Raw genomic sequence first — 19,858 nt, forward strand, 5'->3', positions numbered from 1 at the left:
ATGGTCGGTGAGACACCGACCATCCATACATATAACTCCATTTTAGCGGGATCTAATTAAGACCCCTACCATTGAATCTGCTGATCTTCGTCTGGTATGAGGGTATTCAGATCACGCTGCATCGATAATGTGCCCTCTACTTTATATTTCAGCCTTTGACCGGGTACAGTGGTATAATCTTCGAACTCATAAGACAGGTAAAGCGTGGTGTAAACATGCTTTAAATAAGGTAGCTTCGGATCCATAGCCTCATCTCTGGTATAGTAAGAAACTGTAGCCCCCACCTTGAATTTATTGTTCGCCGTGTTATCGCTCCAGATTTCCAGTTTCTTCTTTTGAAGATCTATCTTTTCATCGGTAAACTTGATGAAGACCTTGTAATTTTTGCGGTCGAGGTAATCTATATCCCTGATCCCCGCATAGAGAAAAATGGTTTTATCATCTACTACAAACGTCCTATGGGTATTCAAGGTTAAAGGCTCAGTATCTCCCTCTAAAAATATTTTGTACAAGGTACCGCCATATTCGCCAGAGTAATCGTTAAAAGGAGTAATGCGCAACATTGTTCTCCGATAATATTTATTTGGATTCGCCTGATAATCGTAAGCAGGATCGCTTAAGATCTGCAGGGGCAATACCCATTTATCAGCCTGATCAAGGTTACCTAAGGTAAAATCAATCGGTATGGTAACCGTGCTTACCCCTGCAGGCGCCGTTATACGTTGCGGCATCGTGTAATAATTTTTATCCAGTTGCCTGAAATACAATTCCTGGCGATGGCCATACTGTTCCTGATTCAGTTTGGAAAGGGTATCAGGATCCAAACCGATATGGATCGTACGGTCTTTAACGTTTGGGGTAGAGCCGCTGATAATAACCGGTAAGTTAAATCTTAATTTACCCTGGGCATTGTAACGGATGTAACACCAGGTTACACCCTGGGCAGTTGGATTGGATTTAAATGATGCCATCTGGACGAATTGTTCTTCTTTCCACTCATCACGGCATGATACACAACATATCAATGTGATGATCATGTAAACTAGTTGATATATACGTTTCATTGTTTATTAAGGATAATGGGTTATTCAGGATTTGTCCAACCCGGGTTTTGGGTGAGGTATTTATTACGTTTTAATTCATCATAATGAATAGGCCAGAACCACATTTTAAGCGTAAAAATGGAAGGTAAAGAAGGCGTTTCTACCACGGTATGAAAAAGGTCTGCCTGTGCTTTGGTGGCATAGGCGTTGTATCCATAAACCGGCGCAGATTCTTCTGAGGGGGCATCCGTCCAACGGCGAAGATCAAAATAACGTTGCCCTTCCGCAAAAAATTCGATCTGCCGTTCTCTTTTTAATTTTATGCGGAACTGGTTCGGATCAGCATAGACCTGGCTGGTATAGTCAGCCAGTCCGGCGCGGATACGGATGGGCTGGATTCCCTTTTTCATTTCTGAAACGTTACGTGATATCGCATGTGTCCTGCTACCATCCCACGAAAGAATACTGTAAGAACCATTCAGCTCATTTAAGGCTTCTGCATAGATCAACAATACCTCTGCATAACGGATGGCGGGATCAACCTTTTGCTTCATCCTGCTTTGATCGTAAGCCGTTACTGCTACGTTACTGATGTCATCAGGATGGATATATTTTTTGATTCCCACACCTGTTCGGGGCCAGTAAGAAGTATTTTTGTAGCCATTGGGATCGCCCCTGTAATAAAATATCTGCATATTACTCTTTTCATCCTTTACGCTCTCGGCGTTCAATAAATTCCAGGTTGAGCCATTATACGAAACCGAAGCATAAAACCGGGGCTCGCGCCTGGCGAACTGTTTGTTTACGCCCACGCCCAGCGGACCCAATTCTGGATAGCTGGCCAACTCTTCTTGTTTTACGTAACCAGAGGCCCTCGGTGCCGAATTGTACCGACCTTCGTAACCCGGCCTGCCTGCATACATGCTGTTCATACCGGGTATATCGCTACCATTGTTCATGTAATAGGCATCTACTTGCTTCTGGGTCATGCCATGCGAGTTATAGCCTTTTCCTTCCAGGCGCGGCAGCTGGTGTAATACCAATACATTAATGCCTTCACCACCCTGATTTTGGCCATGGGTAAAAATCAGTTCTGGATTTTGATAAGCCGGAACAGTTCCGTTAAATAAAGAGCGGTAAGATTCGAAAGGATCAATATCGCTCCAGCCAGAAGGCCAGTTACTGTTAGAAAAATTACTGTCAAAAGGTGGCGTTACCGTTGCCGGGTAAGCAGCATCTCCAGTTGCTCTTTTATAGGCCACATACAAGCGGTACTGCCCTAAATCCATCACATCTTTTGCCGCAGCAGCGGCTCTTGCCCATTTCGATTCATCGTAAGTGCGCGCAAGTAAGGGTTTGCCATCTTTGGTTACCATGGCTGCCGCTACTTCTGCAGGGGCTTTTCCATTGGCTAACGGACTTGCGGCATATAATAATATCCTGGCCCTGAGTGCGAGCGCCGCGCCGCGTGTTGGCCTGGCCACCTGTTGTATACCCTGCTGGGCAGATAGCCCTTTGGCGGCTTCCGCCAGCTCGTCAGCCAGGTAAACCGCACATTCTTCGTAAGAATTTCGTGGTTGGGCGATATCATCATACTCTTTGGTATAATCGATACCTTCGCTGGCTATAATCGGTACAGGACCATAAGTACGCAGCAATATCCAATAAAAATAAGCCCTTAAAAAGCGGGCCTGCCCTTTTAAATCCGCAATTTCTTTTGCTGTAAATTTGGTATTGATATCGATGTTTTTAATGAAAATAGATGCCTGCCTGATTCCTTTATAAGCTGTATTCCATATTTCTTTGCTTTCACCGTTCAGTCCGTTTTCGGTATACTGCCCATTTTTCCATCTTTTATAGCCATCACTTTCATCACCATAATACATGTCATCAGCAAAATTAAAGGGTACCGTTTTTTTGCTGCTTACATCCTGCATGTAGTTGCTACCTAAAAAAGAGTAGGCTTGGGCAAGCCATCGGTTTGCATAATCGGGGTTGGTAAAAACCTCTTCCGTGGTTAGCCTTTCATCAAAAAGATAATCGGAGTCGAGAAATTTCTTACACCCGTTCATAGTGACAATAGCGATCAATAAGCTTAATGCCACCATTGTTTTTTTTAAATTCTTCATCGCTTATAAATTAACTGATACGCCTAATGATAGTGTTTTGCTCAGTGGGTACACTTTGCCGGTTGAGCTTCCTAACTCCGGATCCCAAAGTTTAAACTTACTGAAGGTAAGCAGGTTGGTGCCGATTAAAAAGAAACGGACATTGTTTAGATGCGCCTTGTTTACCAGGGTTTTAGGTAATGAATAGCCGATATCCAATGTTTTTAAACGCAGATAGGAACCATCCCTGAGCCAAAATGTTGATGCCCTGTAATTATTGGCATTTGGGCCATACGTTAAACGCGGATAATCGGCATTGGGATCTTCATTGACGCCTAAAGTCCAACGGTTACTATCGGCAATCTCGCTTAAAATATTTCCCCAGTTCTGGCCTAAGCTGAACATATAAACCGAAGAGCCATTGATAAAATAAGTTGATTTGCCTACGCCCTGAAAATGCACATTGATGTCCAGCCCTTTCCAGCTTGTTGAAAGGCCAAAGCCATAGGTAAAATTAGGGCGGGTAGTTGCTCCAATAGCCACAATATCGTTATCATCAATAATGCCATCGCCATTAATATCCTTGTATTTGATATCGCCTGGCATTACTTCGCCAAAACTTTGCCGCGGACTGTTACGGATATCATTATAATCGGTGAACAAGCCTAAATCTATCAGTCCCCTCGCCTGGTCTACCCGGTGCCCTTCCTGAAGCTTATAGCTGTAAATGGTGTTTTCTTCATCCCTTTCAATAATTTCATTTTTACTATAAGTAGCGTTGCCGCGCAGTGTAAAATCAACGTTATTGAGCTTCTGTTTGAAGGTAAAACTTCCATCAAATCCGTGGGCTTTAACCTTACCTACATTGGCCGATGGATTATTCTCCAGGCCTACAAATCCCGGTAAGAAATTCCGGCTCATGTAAATCCCGTCACGACTTTCCCTAAAATAATCTACCGTCCCGCTAATTTTATCGTGGAATAAAGCATAATCAATTCCAAGATCCTGTTTCGTCGCTACTTCCCAGGTTACATTTGGCGAGGCAACCGACGAATAACGGATGCCTGTCCAGGGATTTGAAGAATCGTAGTCCCCAAAATTATAACCACCTGCCGTCATCTGTTCTAAGCTGTAGAGATAAGGAAAGCGAATATTGCCTAAATTATCATTCCCGGTTTTGCCATACGAATAGCGTATTTTAAACATATCCACCCAGCCCAATTTTTTCACCACTGGTTCCTCACCTACGTTCCATGCGCCAGAAATGGCCGGAAAAAATCCGAACCGATAATCTTTGTGAAAATTTTCGGAACCGGTATATCCAAAATTAAAGTCCACATAGTATCGCGAATTCCAGTTGTAATTTGCGCGCCCAGCCATACCTTGGTTTCGGCGGGCAATCCCGTTTTTAAGATCGGTACCAATATTTTGGGTAAATACCCTGGAAGCCTGCGTGTATTTGATCACAGCACCAAAATTATGCGAGGCAATGCTTCGGTTATAATGTGTTTCCCATTCAAAAAACTCATTTTTGTTGCCGTCAGAACCTGCCGTTTGTGTCATTTTCTGTTCTTCCTTAATCCGTTTAAACACCAGCTCACCTGCCGTATTCCGGTAACGGTTGGCACTCCAAAGCTCCGGAAATTTATAGCGTTTGATGTAATTGTTGTTGTAGGTATCATAGCCAAAGCGGCCCACAAAACGGAGCCCCCTGGTAATAAAATCGAGCCCCTGGTTTAGGTTTAACGTGGTTTGAATGTTGTTGCTCCAGCTTTCGTTATAACCGGTCATGGTACCCTGTACCCAAGGGTTAAAACGATCCATATCGTTATCCGGATTAGTGTCGCCATCATCACTGGCGGGGATTTTCCCATCCGAGTAACGCAGTGGTGAGGTGATGGCATTATAACCCATCAGCGCCGTCCAGATGGCGTCACTACCTACTCCAGGGTCGTTTTGTTTTCGCAGCGAACCCGATACCCCTACGGTTAACAGGGTAGATTTAGTAATGTCCATGTCAACGCTCAAACGGTAGGTATATTTATTGAAACTGGCATTGGTATTGTAATCTTTCAGGGCATCATCCACCTTGTACATCCCTTGCTGGTTCTGATAGCTTCCCGATAAATAGTAGCGTGCCGTTTTTCCGCCCCCGCTCAGGTTAAGCATACTGCGTTGACTCTTGGCGGCATCTCGCAGCACCACATCCATCCAGTTTACATTCGGAAAGAGGTCGGGATCGAGACCCAGGCGCAGGATTTCGAGTTCCGACTTTGAGAATAGGGGTTCCTGGTTACGTACAATTTTTGCTTCATTGGCCATAGATGCATACGTATAGCCATCAACAAACTCCGGAAGCTTAGTGAGTGTGTTGTAAAAGCCTTCTACTTTTGCATTGATATTTACCTTACCCTCCTTTCCCCTTTTGGTTTTAATCAGGATTACCCCATTTGCACCTCTACTGCCATACATAGCGGTTGCTGAAGCATCTTTTAACACGGAAAAGGACTCCACATCCTCCACATTGATCTCGTTCATATCCCGTTCAAAACCATCAATCAATACCAAAGCCGCATTACTGGCACCAAAGGTAGAGATGCTCCTCACCCAGAACTCGGAAATACTGCCCGGCCGCCCTGAAGTTTGCATGGCTTGTATCCCTGGTACCACCCCAGCGAGTGCATCAGCCATTGAGGTGGACGGATTGGATTTTAGCTGATCGACATTAACCGTGGTAATAGCGCCGGTAATGGCAATCTTTTTTTCAGCACCGGTAGCCGTTACCACCACTTCGTTGAGTACACTCGCATCTGATTCCTTCAAGGTCACGTTTACCACTCGTTGTTCTTTTACCAACACTTCTTTCTTTTCGTAGCCCACGTAGGAAAATACAAGGGTTTGATAGGCGGGCATTTTGATACTGAATCTTCCCTCACCATCGGTAATGGCCCCAAGTCCAGGCAGGTTGCTTACCGAGATACTTACCCCCGGAATAGGCAGTTTTTTCTCGTCGGTTACCGTACCCTTTACAATTACCTCCTGTGCCAGAATATTAATGGAAATTCCAAGCATCAAAAGGCAGGTTAATAAAATAAATCTCATCATTATATCTGGTGTATTTTAAAATTATTCTTCTTTAGCTATTTTGCGGATAAGCCAGTTCCCGGTATCGCCGATATAAAAGCATTTCCTGGTTTCATCATAGGTAATGGCCTGGGGATTATTGAAACGGGCTTCCGTACGTAAATCGCCATCAGCGTAACCACTTGTTCCATTGTTGCCACGCCCGGCAAAGGTGCTTACCCTTCCCTGTGGGGTTAAGGTGCGGATGGCATGGTTGGCTTTGTCGCAGAAATAGAAATCATACTGGTCTCCTCCCGTAGCTTCATAATCAGGATTTTTCACAAATACCCCTTGCACCGGGTTATTCAATCTGGCATTTGTGCCTATTCCATCGGCATAACCGGCGGTACCTGCAGCCCCACAAATGGTATAGGGGGTCTTAAAAGTCTTAGTGGCGCGATCATAATCGGTACGCATAATGAAATGTTTGTCGTATTCAACCAGATAGGCGTAGTCTCCCGAGGGGTGCATCACCATGTAAACGGCTACGGCACTATAAGGATTGGAAAATACCAACTTATCCTCTTTGGAATTAAAATCATATCTGCGGATATCGCCAGCCCTAAACCTAGAATAATAAAGTTCACGATTCTGAGGGTGTACCATGGTTCCATTTACCCCGCGGGCGTAAACCTCGATTGCTTTTTTTTGCAGAAAATTGGATTCGCGGCTAAAGATGTAATTGCCATTTTTCGTATCGCTGGAGTGGTTGTGCGAAACAATCATGTCCTGGTTGCCGTCAATTCGCCAATTAATAATGGATACCCTATCGAGGTCTGTCCTAAAATAACTTACATATTTCTTCTCAAAATCGATAAGGCGGCAACTGTTCACATCTGCTGAAAAGTATAGGCGATTAGGATTTTTCGGATCTATTGTGAGCCAGGTGATCCCTTTAAATGCACCACAATCATTAAATGGCCCTTCTTTTTCTTCAAAATTAGAAGCCACCTGATAATATTTACCTAGAAAGGTAGAAACCAGTAACTTGCGGGCATAAGCAAACACCTCTTTAGATATTGCCTGGGCAAGTGCCTGGTCATTGCCATCAAGTATGGTTACTTTGATATCGCCATCATAGGCCTCTTCTGGAATGACACAATAAATACTATTGTTTTTTACCCCGATAACTTTAGCCACTTTTCCACCAATGGTTACCTTTATTTTCGAAATGTCATTACCGAAATTATTGCCATAAATAACCAGGTTATTCCCTACTCCGCCTTGCTTTGGATAAAAATCAGTAATCAGCACTTCTTTAGCTGGATCATAAGCATCTTCCTGCTGCAATTTTTCTTGCTTACACCGCGCTAAAGAAAGTAGAATCAGCCCGAGCAACATCCATTGGATCTGCCAGCGCATAGTTTTAACATTTTTTTTTGTTTTCATATATACCTATCGCTTTTCCGGCTCAAACCGGCTTGCATAAATTTAGATCGTTAACCACTTGTGGTTAGGTTGATTACCTACATCGAGGTATGCTAATGATATATTCTTTACCAGGCAATTTCAAGGAAATGTTGTTTGATATTATTGTAGTCGCGGTTACGAAGCAGTAAACACTGCATGCCTAAAATTGCGGGCATAGAAATTCCTTCCGGCTTTAAATAAAGTGCCGATAATAGGTTTAAATGCCCCAATATATCTTGCCTAAATATGATTGCTGATTGCCAAAATGCGACTGCGGTGTCGCAGCCGCGAACATCAAAAAAACACTAAAACGTTTTTACGAAAACAAACTATTTGTGTTTACCAAACACAAATTACCGTTTGATAATGATTAACGTCAATTTGCGCCAGGTAGTAATTTTAGCATGATTCGTTTAGTCCGTAAAACGCATGGTTGATGGTTAGGCCTTGCAATTATCGTAAGAAGCTATTTGGCTGAGTTTTACTGGACTATAAACGTATTTAGAATAGATAGGTAGTTGTTGAGCATCATATCAATTTAGTTTTCGTTTCCCTGGTTAGTAATATATTAAGTTAAACCATTGATGGTCAGCTATCTGAAATAAATATTTGTTTTCTCATAATACATGTTGAAACTGCAAAAAGCATCGTGTTGCCTATTGAAAACTTGCAGTAAGGTTTGCTATTTGGTTAATTGAAATCAAAGTAAAGGAATCGTGATTTTATTATCTGTTCAATATTTTGTCGATTTGTATCAACTTTTAGCAAAGTAGCCTTATTTAATTATCATTATTTTTCAATTTCGCTGCAAATGTAATTGGTCCGCAAAAATCTGAAAGCAGTTTATCTTAAAACAACCAGTTCTTTTAAATAGCTTTTTAACATTCAGCACGATATCATTCAGCTCAAATTGATATGACGTCTGGAGGAAAACGTGAGACAGATGAGGCGAGTAAAATTAGAAATTAAGTAATTGTTTAGCAAAGGCTTAACACTAACACTGGGAATCAAAAAACGCACAATAATTGTACTGGTTCATTTTCCATATTTTGGAGACGGGTCATCTCGTCACGCTAATGGCTCATTAAAATCAACCGGCTTGCTGGCGTTAGTACTAAAAGGGTTTATACTTATCTCGATCATCAGATTTTCATAATAAAAATAAAAGCCGAAGGTGTTTCTAATCTTTCTGGGCTCACCATCCATCACAACATAAGCTTCATTTTTAATGTTGTTAAATACCTGGTGCACCGCGGCTTCATCTTCCTGATAAAATCCGATATGAAAATTAGCGGGATAATCTGGTAGTTTATCTTCGTTGTTCAGCACCTGTCCCCAGATAACCAGCGCAAAATTTCTGTTGTTCTGCATCACGGCCATTTTACCATTGCGGTTGGTGACCAATTCGAAGTCTAAATGTTTATGAAATAGTTCAATAGCACGATTTACATCTTTTACGACCAGGTTAATGTGATTTAATTCCATATTTTTTTGCGTTTTAATTTACAATACAAAATTAACTAAGGTCCATAAAGGTCAATTGTATAAATCGGTCATTTTTATTCCAAACCAATACAGTTGGTTTCGATCCTGAAAATTTTTTCACTGTCTTGATAAAATGAGATTGGTCTGCATAGTCTAATTCGGGATAAAAAGTTCCGGATTTTAATTGTTTAAGCGCATTTGAAAATTTGATGATATCAATATAGGTTTTTAGCGTTATCCCAAGCCATTTGCTGAAATAACGATTAATTGATCTGGCCGTCCATCCGATAGCGGTTGCCATTGCTTCTACCTTAATTTCGCCGTTATTTTGGTTAATCAGTTCAAATAGGCTTAAGCGGCGTTGATCGATGTTTTTGTTCATCAGGCGAGTAATCGTTATGCAAGTTTTATCATAGAAAGCTGAGAAGTCGTGCATATCCGCTTTGCAAAAGCCTATAAAATCGGTTTCAAATACATATTTTTTATTACGGAGATCTGCGAAAGACGGCTTAAACAGGTATTCTGCAGCTGTCGGATAAAAACTGACGGCAAACATACGTGATTTGGGAAAAGCAGGTTTCATGATCGGCTCATCGCAAATGCCGCTAATAAAAATTTCAAAATGATCTTGCTGATCTAAAAAAAGGAACAGGTCTATTTTCCATCCGGAAAGATAATCCCATCTATACTTTCCTCGACATCATTTGTCACCATCCATATGCTTTCAATAAGGTGGTTTAAACTTACAGGGGGGCGCTTTGAAAGGTATGAAATTTGATGTTTCGACATACACGCTTAAACTGGAACAGGTATATATTGCAAAACTATCATTTTTATTCTCCTATTATCCCCATCATATACCAATCCTCGTTAATAGCGATAAGTGCTTTACTAAACCAATAACAAAAATCAATGTTGTTTAAGGATGGAAATACATAAAAAGTTTATGGCAAAAGCCATTGCATTATCGGAACAGAACCTTCAATCGTTAAAAGGAGGTCCATTTGGTGCTTTAATTGTGCGTGATGGTAAGATCCTGAGTGCTGAAGCCAATTCAGTTACACGGGACTGTGATCCAACTGCCCATGCAGAAATAAACGCAATCAGGCAAGCAGCCAAAAAAATCGGAAAAGCCGACCTGTCAGGCTGTACGATCTATACCAGCGCAGAGCCCTGTCCAATGTGCCTGAGTGCCATATACTGGTCCAATATTAAGCAGGTATACTATGGAAATACAAGAACTGATGCAGAATGGGCAGGCTTTGGTGATCAATTTATTTTGGATGCCTTACAGGAACCGATAGAAAAACAACCAATAGCCTTTGAAAGGATTATGCCCGGAGAAGCCATAAAAGCATTTGAGCAATGGCGCGCGGGAGGCCAAATGCTTGAAGAAAAAGTTAAGGATGGATCTTTATAATTCACTTAATAATGTCGCAATTAAGACGCTAAAAATCCCTATCGATGCTGCTATAAAACAGCATGTAAAACTAATTAACCAGAACGTGTTACTCCCCCCCTCCTTAATGAGGAGGGGAGTAAACCACTGCATGCTGTAACCTATTATTACATCTTAAATCAATAAGAGATTTCAGATCTTAACATTTATAAATTTGCTTTCAGGGTATAAACAGACACCGAGCCTGCTTCACAATAAAATTCTGCCCATCCATCCTCACCGATGGTAATTTCTCTGTCGCAATGGCCCAGGTAATCGCTAAAAACCTTTCCTGCAAACCCAGCGCCCATTTCCATACGCTTATTCCCAGCTTCACCGTTTGATAAAACCACCGCAAGGCCCGAACCCTGGTGTTCCTCATCTCCCGAACGTGTCCAGCCAATGCAACTCGGGTGGTCAAAATAATCTCGCTGAAAACCATAAGCAAATGTTTTTCTCAACTGTAGCAACGCCTCCAGCTGAGGTAGTGCAGCCATGGTTACCTCATGGTCTTTTCCATCGTCTCCTTTGTCGGTATAAGCCGATCCATATACATCTGCATAAAAAACGCAAGGGTAACCTGCTTCACGAAGTAAAATGATGGCATAAGCATGTGCCCTGAACCATGGCTCTACCGTTTGTTCCAGTGATTGGAGTGGTTGGGTATCGTGGTTTTCAACCAACGTTACGGCAAGTTCTGGCCTCATTGAAACCAGTGATCCATTTAATATGGTGCTCAGGTCATATTGTTCGCCTTCCTTACTGGCATGAGAGAAATTTGCCTGAAGACTCGCATCAAATAACGACATACGGCCCTGGGTAGCATCGATATAATCAAGCATAGCCTGCGGATCGTAAGGTGACCAATACTCTCCCACTGTAAATAGTTCTTTTCCTGTTTCAGCCCGAAGATAGTCCAGCCATTCATTGTAAAAATCAGCAGGCATGTGTTTAATCGCATCCAAACGCAGTCCATCAAAACCGGTAGTTCGATAAAACCACAGCCCCCAACGTTTAAGTTCTTCTCTTACAGCAGGATTCCGAAAATCGATATCAGTAAGCATCAGGTAATCATAATTTCCATTTTCTGTATCCAGAACATCTTCCCATCCCGATCCATATTGATTTTGAATACTGAACACCGCCGATTCCTGGGTCCTGGCATCGTAATCTACACCGGTAAAACATTGAAAATCCCATTGAAATTCAGAATATTTCCCTCCGCGTCCCGGATAGGTAAATTTGGTATAAGCATCGATCTCAAATGGTTCGGAGATGAATTCATTTCTGTTTTCAGGGTTTACCTTGCGTACCATCACCGGCTCATGGTCATCTGCCCCACCAAGATGGTTCAGCACAATATCTACATAAACATTTATACCGGCCTGCTGCGCTGATTTAATCGCCCCCAGATATTCCGCTTTTGTGCCATATTTAGTGGCAATGCTTCCTTTTTGGTCAAACTCGCCAAGATCATATAAGTCATAAGAATCATAACCAGTTGAATCTTTGCCATCCATACCTTTATGCGCTGGAGGCAGCCAAATGGAGTCTATCCCCATTTCTTTTAATTTAGCAGCATCTTGTTGTACCTTTTTCCAAAGGCTGCCGTCGTTGGGATAGTACCATTCAAAGTACTGCAACATCGTATGATTTTCCATCTTTAAACAAATTTAGTAGAGCATATACCTTGCAAATGGTGTTATTGTTTTGAAATTCACCAAGACTTGATTAATTTGTTTAGTAATAGGCAGTTTTGAGATACAGATGACTAACACCCATGCCGTTCAAGCGTGGAAATAGAATAGTGGAATACCGAAATGGCCACAACGTTTATTTAGTGTTTTGTATAACCCTAAACAGATCGCCCAGGCTGAAATAAAAGTACAATAAGCTACTAATTAGTGGCACTAAATTAAACAAAGTTGATTATTTATTTAGAGTGCTGAGCTAATTATTGCTCATTTCACAAAGTTTTTCGATTTTTTGGATAACTTAGCAACAAGTTACTAGTTGATTTTGGGAAGTGGCCAATAATGGGTAAAATAATTCAGAAATTACATAATGAGACCGAGCTTTTTGCAAAACTTGCTATTGGCGATGAGCAATCTTTCGAAATTATTTATCGCCATTATGTAAAACGGTTATTTCCATATGTTGAAAAACTGGTAAAAGTTCCGGAACTGGCCGAAGAATTGGTTCAAGAGATTTTTGTTCAGATATGGATCAACAGACAAGCATTTGCCAACGTACAGCATCCCACGGCTTATCTTTTCAGTATCGCAAACAGACAGGCCTTGAAATACCTCAAAAAGGTTGCAAATGACGAGCGGATTTTACAGCGCATAACCAGCTATATTGACCCCCCCAGAAACGAAACCGAAGAACAAATAGTATTGCGCGAAAGCGTCGAGGTCATTAAAGAGGCCGTTGCACAACTTCCTGATCAACGCCGTTTGATATGGGAGCTGAGCAGAAATGAGGGGCTTAGTCATGAGCAGATTGCAACCAGGCTAAACATCTCTAAAAACACGGTCAAAAATCAAATGGTCCATTCCCTTAGGTATGTACGTGAATTTCTCAGCAAACGGGATATTTCATTACCAGGTTTAATAATTATTTTCCTGATTAACAGGAAACTATAAAATTTTTATAGTTAAGCATAGTCCTATCTAAGCCGTTATCGTACTCATCAATTAAACAGCGAGAAATAAATCACTGGCTACATTGACATCAAATGCAAAAAGAACCATCCGCTATTGAAATACTCTTTACAAAATATACCCGTGGCGAGGCTACAACCGAAGAAACCCTTCGGCTTTTCAAACTCATTGGTTCAGACAGGCATGATGTTGAAATTAGTGAGCTTTTAGCCTCCGAGTTAGACCATACCGCTCCTGCCGGTAAATATGAAACTAACTGGGAAAAGTCGTTAATTCGTATTAAAGAGCAAGCTTTCCAGCCTAACCGAAGTGTATTAAAAAGAAAGCACATCAGGCTGTGGCCCCGGATTTTAACGGCTGGTGCAGCAATCTTAATCCTTACCCTTGGAATCAATTATTTCATGTCAAGGCAAACCGCCCATAGTTACGAACATTTAACACAAAATGATATCGCCCCGGGTAAAGTGGGTGCAACGTTAACATTAGCCAACGGCAAAACCATAAATTTAGCGAATATAGTTCGTGGCGAATCGATCAGGGAAAATGGTATTGTTATTTCAAAAACTGCTGATGGACAATTGCAATATCAAAGCCATCCAAACAAAAATGATGAGCAAGATCTACATACCTTATCTACAGCCTTGGGGCAAACCTATACCCTTACCCTTCCGGATCAAACAAAAGTGTGGTTAAATGCCGCCTCGAGTTTAACCTATCATAGCACGCTAAAAGAGAAGGGTGTACGTAGGGTTCAGCTTAAAGGGGAAGCCTATTTTGAAGTAGCAAAAGATAAAACCCGCCCTTTTTTAGTGGAAAGTGGAACGCAGACGATTGAAGTATTAGGTACGCATTTCAACGTTAATGCCTATGCTGATGAAAAAACGTATAGAACAACTTTGCTGGAAGGTCGCGTCAAAATTACAGATCATGCTCAAAGCAGAATATTGCTTCCTGGATACCAGGCTGCTACTTTAAACGGGGAGATCAGATTAAGCCAGGTGGATACGGACTTTGCCGTAGCCTGGAAAAGCAATAATTTTACATTCGATCGCCTCGATATTATGGAAATTATGCGAATGATAGCCCGGTGGTACGATGTTGAGGTCATCTACAAAGAAGAAATTCCTTCCGGCAAGTTTTGGGGATCCGTATCACGGTTCGACCATATTTCTCAAGTATTGATTCCACTCGAAGCCACAGGAAATGTGCATTTTAAAATCGAAGGAAGAAAGGTGTATGTCTATCAATAATCGCAATCGGGTAAATCAGCCGCTGCATATAACAGAAAATTAATTACTAATAATCAATTAACCACCAAACAAACTTAAACTAACGAAAGGAATGATACTAAAGCCATACTAAACAACATTTAACTTGGAGGTAACCATACCCTGATTGCAGTCAGGATATGGTAGATACTGGCCTCGAAAAAATTATCAACGATTTGCAGATGCTAAAGTTAAACTGACAATTGCATCATGCATTAACCAGACAACCAAACTTAGACAATAATGCGCACTAAAGCAATATTGATGGTATTTCATTGTACCGTTAAGTCCCTGTCGCAACCTAAATAATGTGTTAAAAAAACTAAAAATTAAACCGGATATGCCCAGGTATATCCATAAAATTTGGCTGATGATGCGATTAACCACCGTAATTTTAATAGCCGTGATGGTGCAGGTAAGTGCCGCCGGCTTTGCTCAGAAAATCAGCTTAGACAAGTCAAAGGCCTCGCTGGAAGAGATAATTAAAAGCCTTCGTATACAGAGCGGGTACAATTTTGTAGTGCCTGGCGATTTACTGGACGATGCAAAAGCGGTTACCATAAAGGTGCAAAATGCAGACTTCAAAAAGGTATTGGAACAGATTTTCGAAAGTCAACCCATTGCATACGAAATCAACAACAACACGGTAACATTGAAGTCCAAGCCAAAAACTATTTTTGAAAATATCTTCGAGCGATTACTGTCCATCACCGTAACAGGAAAAGTAATAGACGAACTCACAGGAAGTCCGCTGGCTGGTGCCAACATCATGGTGAAGGGTCAAAAACAATTTACGCGTACCGGAGCTGATGGTACTTTTTTGCTTCAGAATGTTAATGAAGATGCCATTCTGCTTATTAGTTATATTGGGTACACGACTAAAGATATTAAAGCCGCAAAAGATCTTGGTGTGATCAGACTAGGCGTTGATGTTGGCAAATTAGAGGACGTAGCGGTTACCGTAAACACCGGTTACCAGAGGATAAAACCAGAACAGAGTACCGGTTCGGTTGCTCAACTCGGCACAAAAGAATACGAATCGAGGGTAAGTTCTAATTTCCTGGACGGATTGGTAAACAGATTGCCTGGATTGCTAATCAATAACGACGTACAGTTTACGAGCACGGTACCAGGCAGCGGACAATCAACACGGCCGCTGTTTAATATCCGTGGTATTTCCACCATGTCGGCTAACCAAAGTCCTTTAATCGTTGTTGATGGTTATCCGACGGAATTAACACTGGAAATGATCGATCCCAATGAGATCAAATCTGTTACCATCCTTAAAGATGCGGCTTCAGCAACCATATACGGTGTAAGGGCATCCAACGGTGTAATCATTATCGAAAGAAAACAGGCCAATCCCGGAGCAGCACAGTTCAATTTCAGAACGACACTAGGTTTAAGACCCGAGGAAAATTATGGCCGTTACCGATGGGATCCACAGGCATCAGCCATTAATGCCAGCTACCTCAGGGAAAGACAAGCGCTAATTATCACACCAACAAGCTGGTCTTCCTTATATGGAACGGCATCGGGTGTAGGTGGAAATGTTAGGCGCTCTACTCCTTACTACATCCAGGCACAGCTTGCTGCTGGTATTATTACCCCTGAACAGGCCGAAAGCTCATTTGCAGAACTGGCAAATTATGACAACCTGAATGATTATAGCCGATTATTCCTAAGAACTGCGGCAACGCAGACCAATACCTTAAACGTTTCTGGTGGTACGCCCAGTGCATTGTATTACATTACGGCCAATTATACCAACAACCGGGACAATAAAATTTTAAACGACAATAACAGATTTTTACTAACGGGCCGTACCACACTGAAGTTGGGCAGAAAACTGAGCCTTGAGCTCACCACCGAATACCAGGAACAACGTTCGAATGGCGCACCTGTACCTGGTCCAGCCGATTTTGCAGGTTACGAACGTTATGAAGATGTGAACGGCAATCCCGCTCCTATCATTTCGAAAAGTTATGCCCCTGTATTCAATACCGTACTTTTATCCCAGGGTTTGTTAGACCAGAACTATTATCCGCTGATTGATGCCCAGTTAGTGAATGATAAAACGCAAACATTGAACAGTAAAACCATTGCTAACTTTAACTACAACCTTGGAAAGGGCTTTAATCTTCTGTTTGGAGGAGTATATGAAACCTCCAGGTCAGAAATCAGGCATTTAGCCGGGCGCGGTTCTTCAGAAGTGAATGCCTGGGTGAATAACTATACGGTTACGCCTACAACCGCCAATGCCTCGCTGGCCTTCAAAAGAAATCTGCCTGATGGAGATTTCCTTCGGCAGCAAAATGCCACCAATACCGGATATACTGCCCGTACCCAGTTGAATTTCAATAAAATAATCGGGAATCATTCATTTAATGCCATAGCCGGGGGCGAATTACGAAATATCATAAGCAAAGGTAATTTAGCTTCTTACTTTGGTTACAACGACCAAAGCTTGTTGCAACAACCGGTAGATTATGCTTCCATTTTTGGCGGCTTAGCTGCAGTACGCGGCACACTGGTTACGAACAATACACTCGGACAACTGACTGACTTCTTTAACCAATCCTATAACGAGGATCGGTTTTTATCTGCTTTCTCCAACGTGGTTTATTCCTTTAAAAATAAATATTCATTATCGGGCAGTATTCGTATCGATCAATCCAACCTCTTTGGTAGCGACCCTAAATATAAATACAAGCCCTTATGGTCGGTGGGTGCAGCCTGGAATATCCACCAGGAGAGCCTCTTGAGCAAGCTTAACTGGCTTCACCAATTAAAGTTGCGGAGTGCTTTTGGCTTTAATGGAAACGTAGCGAAGCTTTCGCTTCCACAGGTTATTGCGCAGGCTCAAAATAATACACAAAATACCCCAACACTGAGCTCCCTGATATTGGTATCGAACGCCAACACCGGGCTACGCTGGGAACAAACTGCAAACTTTAACCTTGGGCTTGATTTTAACGTTTTTAAAAATATAAGCGGCAGCATAGACTATTATACCAAGAAAACAACTGATGTAATGGGAAACTCATCCATTGATCCAACTTTGGGTGCTCCATCAGCTTTGGTCAATTATGCCAGCATCAGAAATAATGGATTGGAATTCAGTCTTAAGGCTGATTGGATAGCTAACAAAAACTTTAACTGGAACACGGGTGTGGTGATTGGCAAGAATAGCAGCAAAGTACTTGATGTTTATCGAACCGGCCGCTACGACCCCCAAATAATAGATGTACTGGGCTTTGTAAGTGGTTATCCTGTAGGTGCAATGTTCTCTTATAACACCAAAGGCCTAAATAACGAAGGACATCCTATTATTTTAGATCCGAAAGGCGCTGAATATGTGGTCAATACCAGCAGCACAACCAATCCGTTGGTGATTGCCATGTCAAATAAAGATTCCGGATTGGTACAATATTCTGGAACTACGGTTCCAAGTATCAATGCCGGGTTGAGTAACCGTGTAGACGTGGGCAATTTTTATTTCTTCGCCATGGTTAATTACTATGGGGGATTTAAAGTACGTGTACCCAGACCTAGTCCGGCCGACCTGAGGCCTTTAGAAGGCTCAAATAATTTCTGGCGGGTTGCGGGCGATGAATTCAAAACAGATATCCCCAATCTGGTTGACCTGAATAGTGCAAACCCATCTTGGGCTTATCGATACAATAGCAATTACGTGGTACATGGCGATTATCTGACCATCGGAGATATTACGGTTTCCTATCGTTTGAACGACCTCAATTTTATAAAAAAGGCCGGCTTCAAAAATTTCGAGATAAAAGCTCAGGCTTCAAACCTCTACACGGTTGGATTTAACCGTTACAACTATAGTCCGGGTACCGGAAGTTACGCTAAATCATACGTAACCCCGACCTATACACTGGGTTTATTCACTAACTTCTAAAATTATACTAATGAAGATCTTTACATATATAGGCCTGTTGTCGCTTATTTCAGGCTTGCTTTTAAGCGGTTGCGACAAATACCTGGATGTTGAACCGAAGGGAAAGCAATTGCTGAAAACAACAAACGACTATGACCTTTGGTTAAATAGCACGGTTTTCACCACTGAAACGGAAACCAATATCCTGAATTACATGACAGACAATATCGATTTGCCAAATGTCGGTAATCCACCCACTTCTCTGGCAGATTTGATTTATACCTGGGCACCCCAATTCACCACAGATATCACTTCAGTAACCTATCTCTGGGGCGACCACTACCGTAGAATTAGCCTATACAATACGGTTTTGATAGGTATAGAAGCTGCCCAAGGTGGTACCGAATCACAAAAGAACAGCCTGAAAGCGGAAGCATTACTCGGCCGTGCACATTCTTACTTTTACCTCGTAAACGAGTATGCAAAACCTTATGATCCTGCAACGGCGGCCACTGACTTGGCAGTACCTTATGTAACCTCTGATAATGTGAGTCAAAAAGCGCCGCCAAGAAGTACATCCGCTGAAATTTATCAACATATCATCAACGACATTAATGAGGCAATTCCCAATCTGCCGGCTGATAACAGCAACGCCAGGTTTAGAGGTTCAAAGGCCGCGGCATACAGTGTGCTGGCCAGGGTTTACCTTTATAGGAGAGAATATACTGAAGCGCTGCGTTATGCAGAGCTGGCTTTGACAAACACCCGCGCAACCATGATCGATTTAACGACACCATCAGGTTTTCCAACTACCTTAAATGTTGTATCACATCCTGATGTGATCTACGGTAAAGGCACAAATGCCGCTGGATTGCCCCTGGCTCAGGAATTAAAGAGTACGTTCGCTGCGAACGATGCAAGAAAGACTGTGCTATACCTGAATTGGGCAAGCAACGTTAGGGGATCAACTCAATTTTATGCTGCCGCAGTTACCCCGGCCTTTCAACTCACCAATACGGGTACCACAGTGCAGGAAATGCATTTAATTGCTGCTGAAGGTGCAGCAAGAGCCAACAATTTGACGGTTGCGCTCGGCCACCTGAATGAAGTTCGTAGAAATCGACTTACGGGTACACCGATCTCCAGCAGAGATTTCAACTCAGAAAGCCAAAAGGTGATATTGGATGAGGTACTGGCAGAACGCAGAAGGGAATTACCTTTTCACGGCCTTCGCTGGTTTGATATGCGAAGATTAGACATGGAAAACAAAATGCCTTCCGTAACCAGAATTAATGCGCAAAACGTTGTCATTGCCACGCTTGAACCACACAGCAACAAATATACACTTCAAATACCAGTGCAAGTATTGGCGTATAACCCAGACATGGTACAGAATCCATAACCACTAAAACTCAGAAA

Annotated in this window: 12 protein-coding genes; 5 read left to right on the forward strand and 7 right to left on the reverse strand. The window is 42.1% G+C overall.

The genetic code is table 11. The annotated features are described in order from the left end of the window. Nucleotides 1-65: 65 nt before the first annotated feature. The 6 genes from ACIQXP_RS07345 to ACIQXP_RS07370 form a co-directional block, all read right to left on the reverse strand. Nucleotides 66-1,064 carry a DUF4973 domain-containing protein gene (locus ACIQXP_RS07345; protein WP_387504949.1) on the reverse strand — a complete coding sequence of 333 codons (999 nt, stop codon included), beginning with the start codon at nt 1,062-1,064 and terminating at the stop codon, nt 66-68. A gap of 20 nt (nt 1,065-1,084) precedes the next feature. After that, nucleotides 1,085-3,172: a RagB/SusD family nutrient uptake outer membrane protein gene (locus tag ACIQXP_RS07350; protein WP_387504948.1), complete on the reverse strand. Its 2,088-nt coding sequence runs from the start codon at nt 3,170-3,172 to the stop codon at nt 1,085-1,087. A gap of 3 nt (nt 3,173-3,175) precedes the next feature. Continuing rightward, the gene (locus ACIQXP_RS07355; protein ID WP_293743019.1) at nt 3,176-6,256 is read right to left on the reverse strand and encodes a SusC/RagA family TonB-linked outer membrane protein; all 3,081 of its coding nucleotides are present in this window, start codon (nt 6,254-6,256) and stop codon (nt 3,176-3,178) included. 21 nt (nt 6,257-6,277) lie between these two features. Beyond that, nucleotides 6,278-7,663, reverse strand: a complete 1,386-nt coding sequence (locus tag ACIQXP_RS07360; protein WP_387504947.1) for an IPT/TIG domain-containing protein — start codon at nt 7,661-7,663, stop codon at nt 6,278-6,280. A gap of 1,089 nt (nt 7,664-8,752) precedes the next feature. Next, nucleotides 8,753-9,169, reverse strand: coding sequence for a VOC family protein (locus ACIQXP_RS07365; RefSeq protein ID WP_293743021.1), 417 nt, complete (start codon nt 9,167-9,169; stop codon nt 8,753-8,755). A gap of 31 nt (nt 9,170-9,200) precedes the next feature. Then, complete coding sequence (locus tag ACIQXP_RS07370) at nt 9,201-9,551, reverse strand: helix-turn-helix domain-containing protein (protein WP_293743022.1); 351 nt, start codon at nt 9,549-9,551, stop codon at nt 9,201-9,203. A 543-nt stretch (nt 9,552-10,094) separates the two neighbouring features. Here ACIQXP_RS07370 and ACIQXP_RS07375 point away from each other — a divergent pair. Further along, nucleotides 10,095-10,589 carry a nucleoside deaminase gene (locus ACIQXP_RS07375; RefSeq protein ID WP_293743023.1) on the forward strand — a complete coding sequence of 165 codons (495 nt, stop codon included), beginning with the start codon at nt 10,095-10,097 and terminating at the stop codon, nt 10,587-10,589. Between the two features lie 185 nt (nt 10,590-10,774). Here ACIQXP_RS07375 and ACIQXP_RS07380 read toward each other — a convergent pair whose 3' ends face one another. Then, entirely contained in the window at nt 10,775-12,268 is a 1,494-nt protein-coding gene (locus ACIQXP_RS07380) for an alpha-amylase (protein WP_293743024.1), read from the reverse strand. Nucleotides 12,269-12,643: 375 nt separating this feature from the next. On the opposite strand from ACIQXP_RS07380, the gene ACIQXP_RS07385 reads away from it, so the two are divergent. The 4 genes from ACIQXP_RS07385 (at nt 12,644) to ACIQXP_RS07400 (ending at nt 19,841) form a co-directional block, all read left to right on the forward strand. Continuing rightward, nucleotides 12,644-13,252, forward strand: a complete 609-nt coding sequence (locus ACIQXP_RS07385) for an RNA polymerase sigma factor (protein WP_387504945.1) — start codon at nt 12,644-12,646, stop codon at nt 13,250-13,252. Between the two features lie 92 nt (nt 13,253-13,344). Continuing rightward, on the forward strand, nt 13,345-14,520 hold the full coding sequence (locus ACIQXP_RS07390; protein ID WP_387504944.1) for a FecR family protein: 1,176 nt from the start codon (nt 13,345-13,347) through the stop codon (nt 14,518-14,520). Nucleotides 14,521-14,908: 388 nt separating this feature from the next. Beyond that, nucleotides 14,909-18,460 carry a SusC/RagA family TonB-linked outer membrane protein gene (locus ACIQXP_RS07395; RefSeq protein WP_387504943.1) on the forward strand — a complete coding sequence of 1,184 codons (3,552 nt, stop codon included), beginning with the start codon at nt 14,909-14,911 and terminating at the stop codon, nt 18,458-18,460. 10 nt (nt 18,461-18,470) lie between these two features. Then, entirely contained in the window at nt 18,471-19,841 is a 1,371-nt protein-coding gene (locus tag ACIQXP_RS07400) for a RagB/SusD family nutrient uptake outer membrane protein (RefSeq protein ID WP_387504942.1), read from the forward strand. Nucleotides 19,842-19,858: the final 17 nt, after the last annotated feature.

The sequence above is a fragment of the Pedobacter suwonensis genome (assembly GCF_044762335.1).
In the GTDB taxonomy this organism is placed as follows: domain Bacteria; phylum Bacteroidota; class Bacteroidia; order Sphingobacteriales; family Sphingobacteriaceae; genus Pedobacter.

What these genes read in the sequence shown, in the direction of transcription:
- ACIQXP_RS07345 (WP_387504949.1), bottom strand. Translation starts at nt 1,064, where the DNA reads ATGAAACGTATATATCAACTAGTTTACATGATCATCACATTGATATGT.
- ACIQXP_RS07350 (WP_387504948.1), bottom strand. Translation starts at nt 3,172, where the DNA reads ATGAAGAATTTAAAAAAAACAATGGTGGCATTAAGCTTATTGATCGCT.
- ACIQXP_RS07355 (WP_293743019.1), bottom strand. Translation starts at nt 6,256, where the DNA reads ATGATGAGATTTATTTTATTAACCTGCCTTTTGATGCTTGGAATTTCC.
- ACIQXP_RS07360 (WP_387504947.1), bottom strand. Translation starts at nt 7,663, where the DNA reads ATGAAAACAAAAAAAAATGTTAAAACTATGCGCTGGCAGATCCAATGG.
- ACIQXP_RS07365 (WP_293743021.1), bottom strand. Translation starts at nt 9,169, where the DNA reads ATGGAATTAAATCACATTAACCTGGTCGTAAAAGATGTAAATCGTGCT.
- ACIQXP_RS07370 (WP_293743022.1), bottom strand. Translation starts at nt 9,551, where the DNA reads ATGAACAAAAACATCGATCAACGCCGCTTAAGCCTATTTGAACTGATT.
- ACIQXP_RS07375 (WP_293743023.1), top strand. Translation starts at nt 10,095, where the DNA reads ATGGAAATACATAAAAAGTTTATGGCAAAAGCCATTGCATTATCGGAA.
- ACIQXP_RS07380 (WP_293743024.1), bottom strand. Translation starts at nt 12,268, where the DNA reads ATGGAAAATCATACGATGTTGCAGTACTTTGAATGGTACTATCCCAAC.
- ACIQXP_RS07385 (WP_387504945.1), top strand. Translation starts at nt 12,644, where the DNA reads ATGGGTAAAATAATTCAGAAATTACATAATGAGACCGAGCTTTTTGCA.
- ACIQXP_RS07390 (WP_387504944.1), top strand. Translation starts at nt 13,345, where the DNA reads ATGCAAAAAGAACCATCCGCTATTGAAATACTCTTTACAAAATATACC.
- ACIQXP_RS07395 (WP_387504943.1), top strand. Translation starts at nt 14,909, where the DNA reads ATGATGCGATTAACCACCGTAATTTTAATAGCCGTGATGGTGCAGGTA.
- ACIQXP_RS07400 (WP_387504942.1), top strand. Translation starts at nt 18,471, where the DNA reads ATGAAGATCTTTACATATATAGGCCTGTTGTCGCTTATTTCAGGCTTG.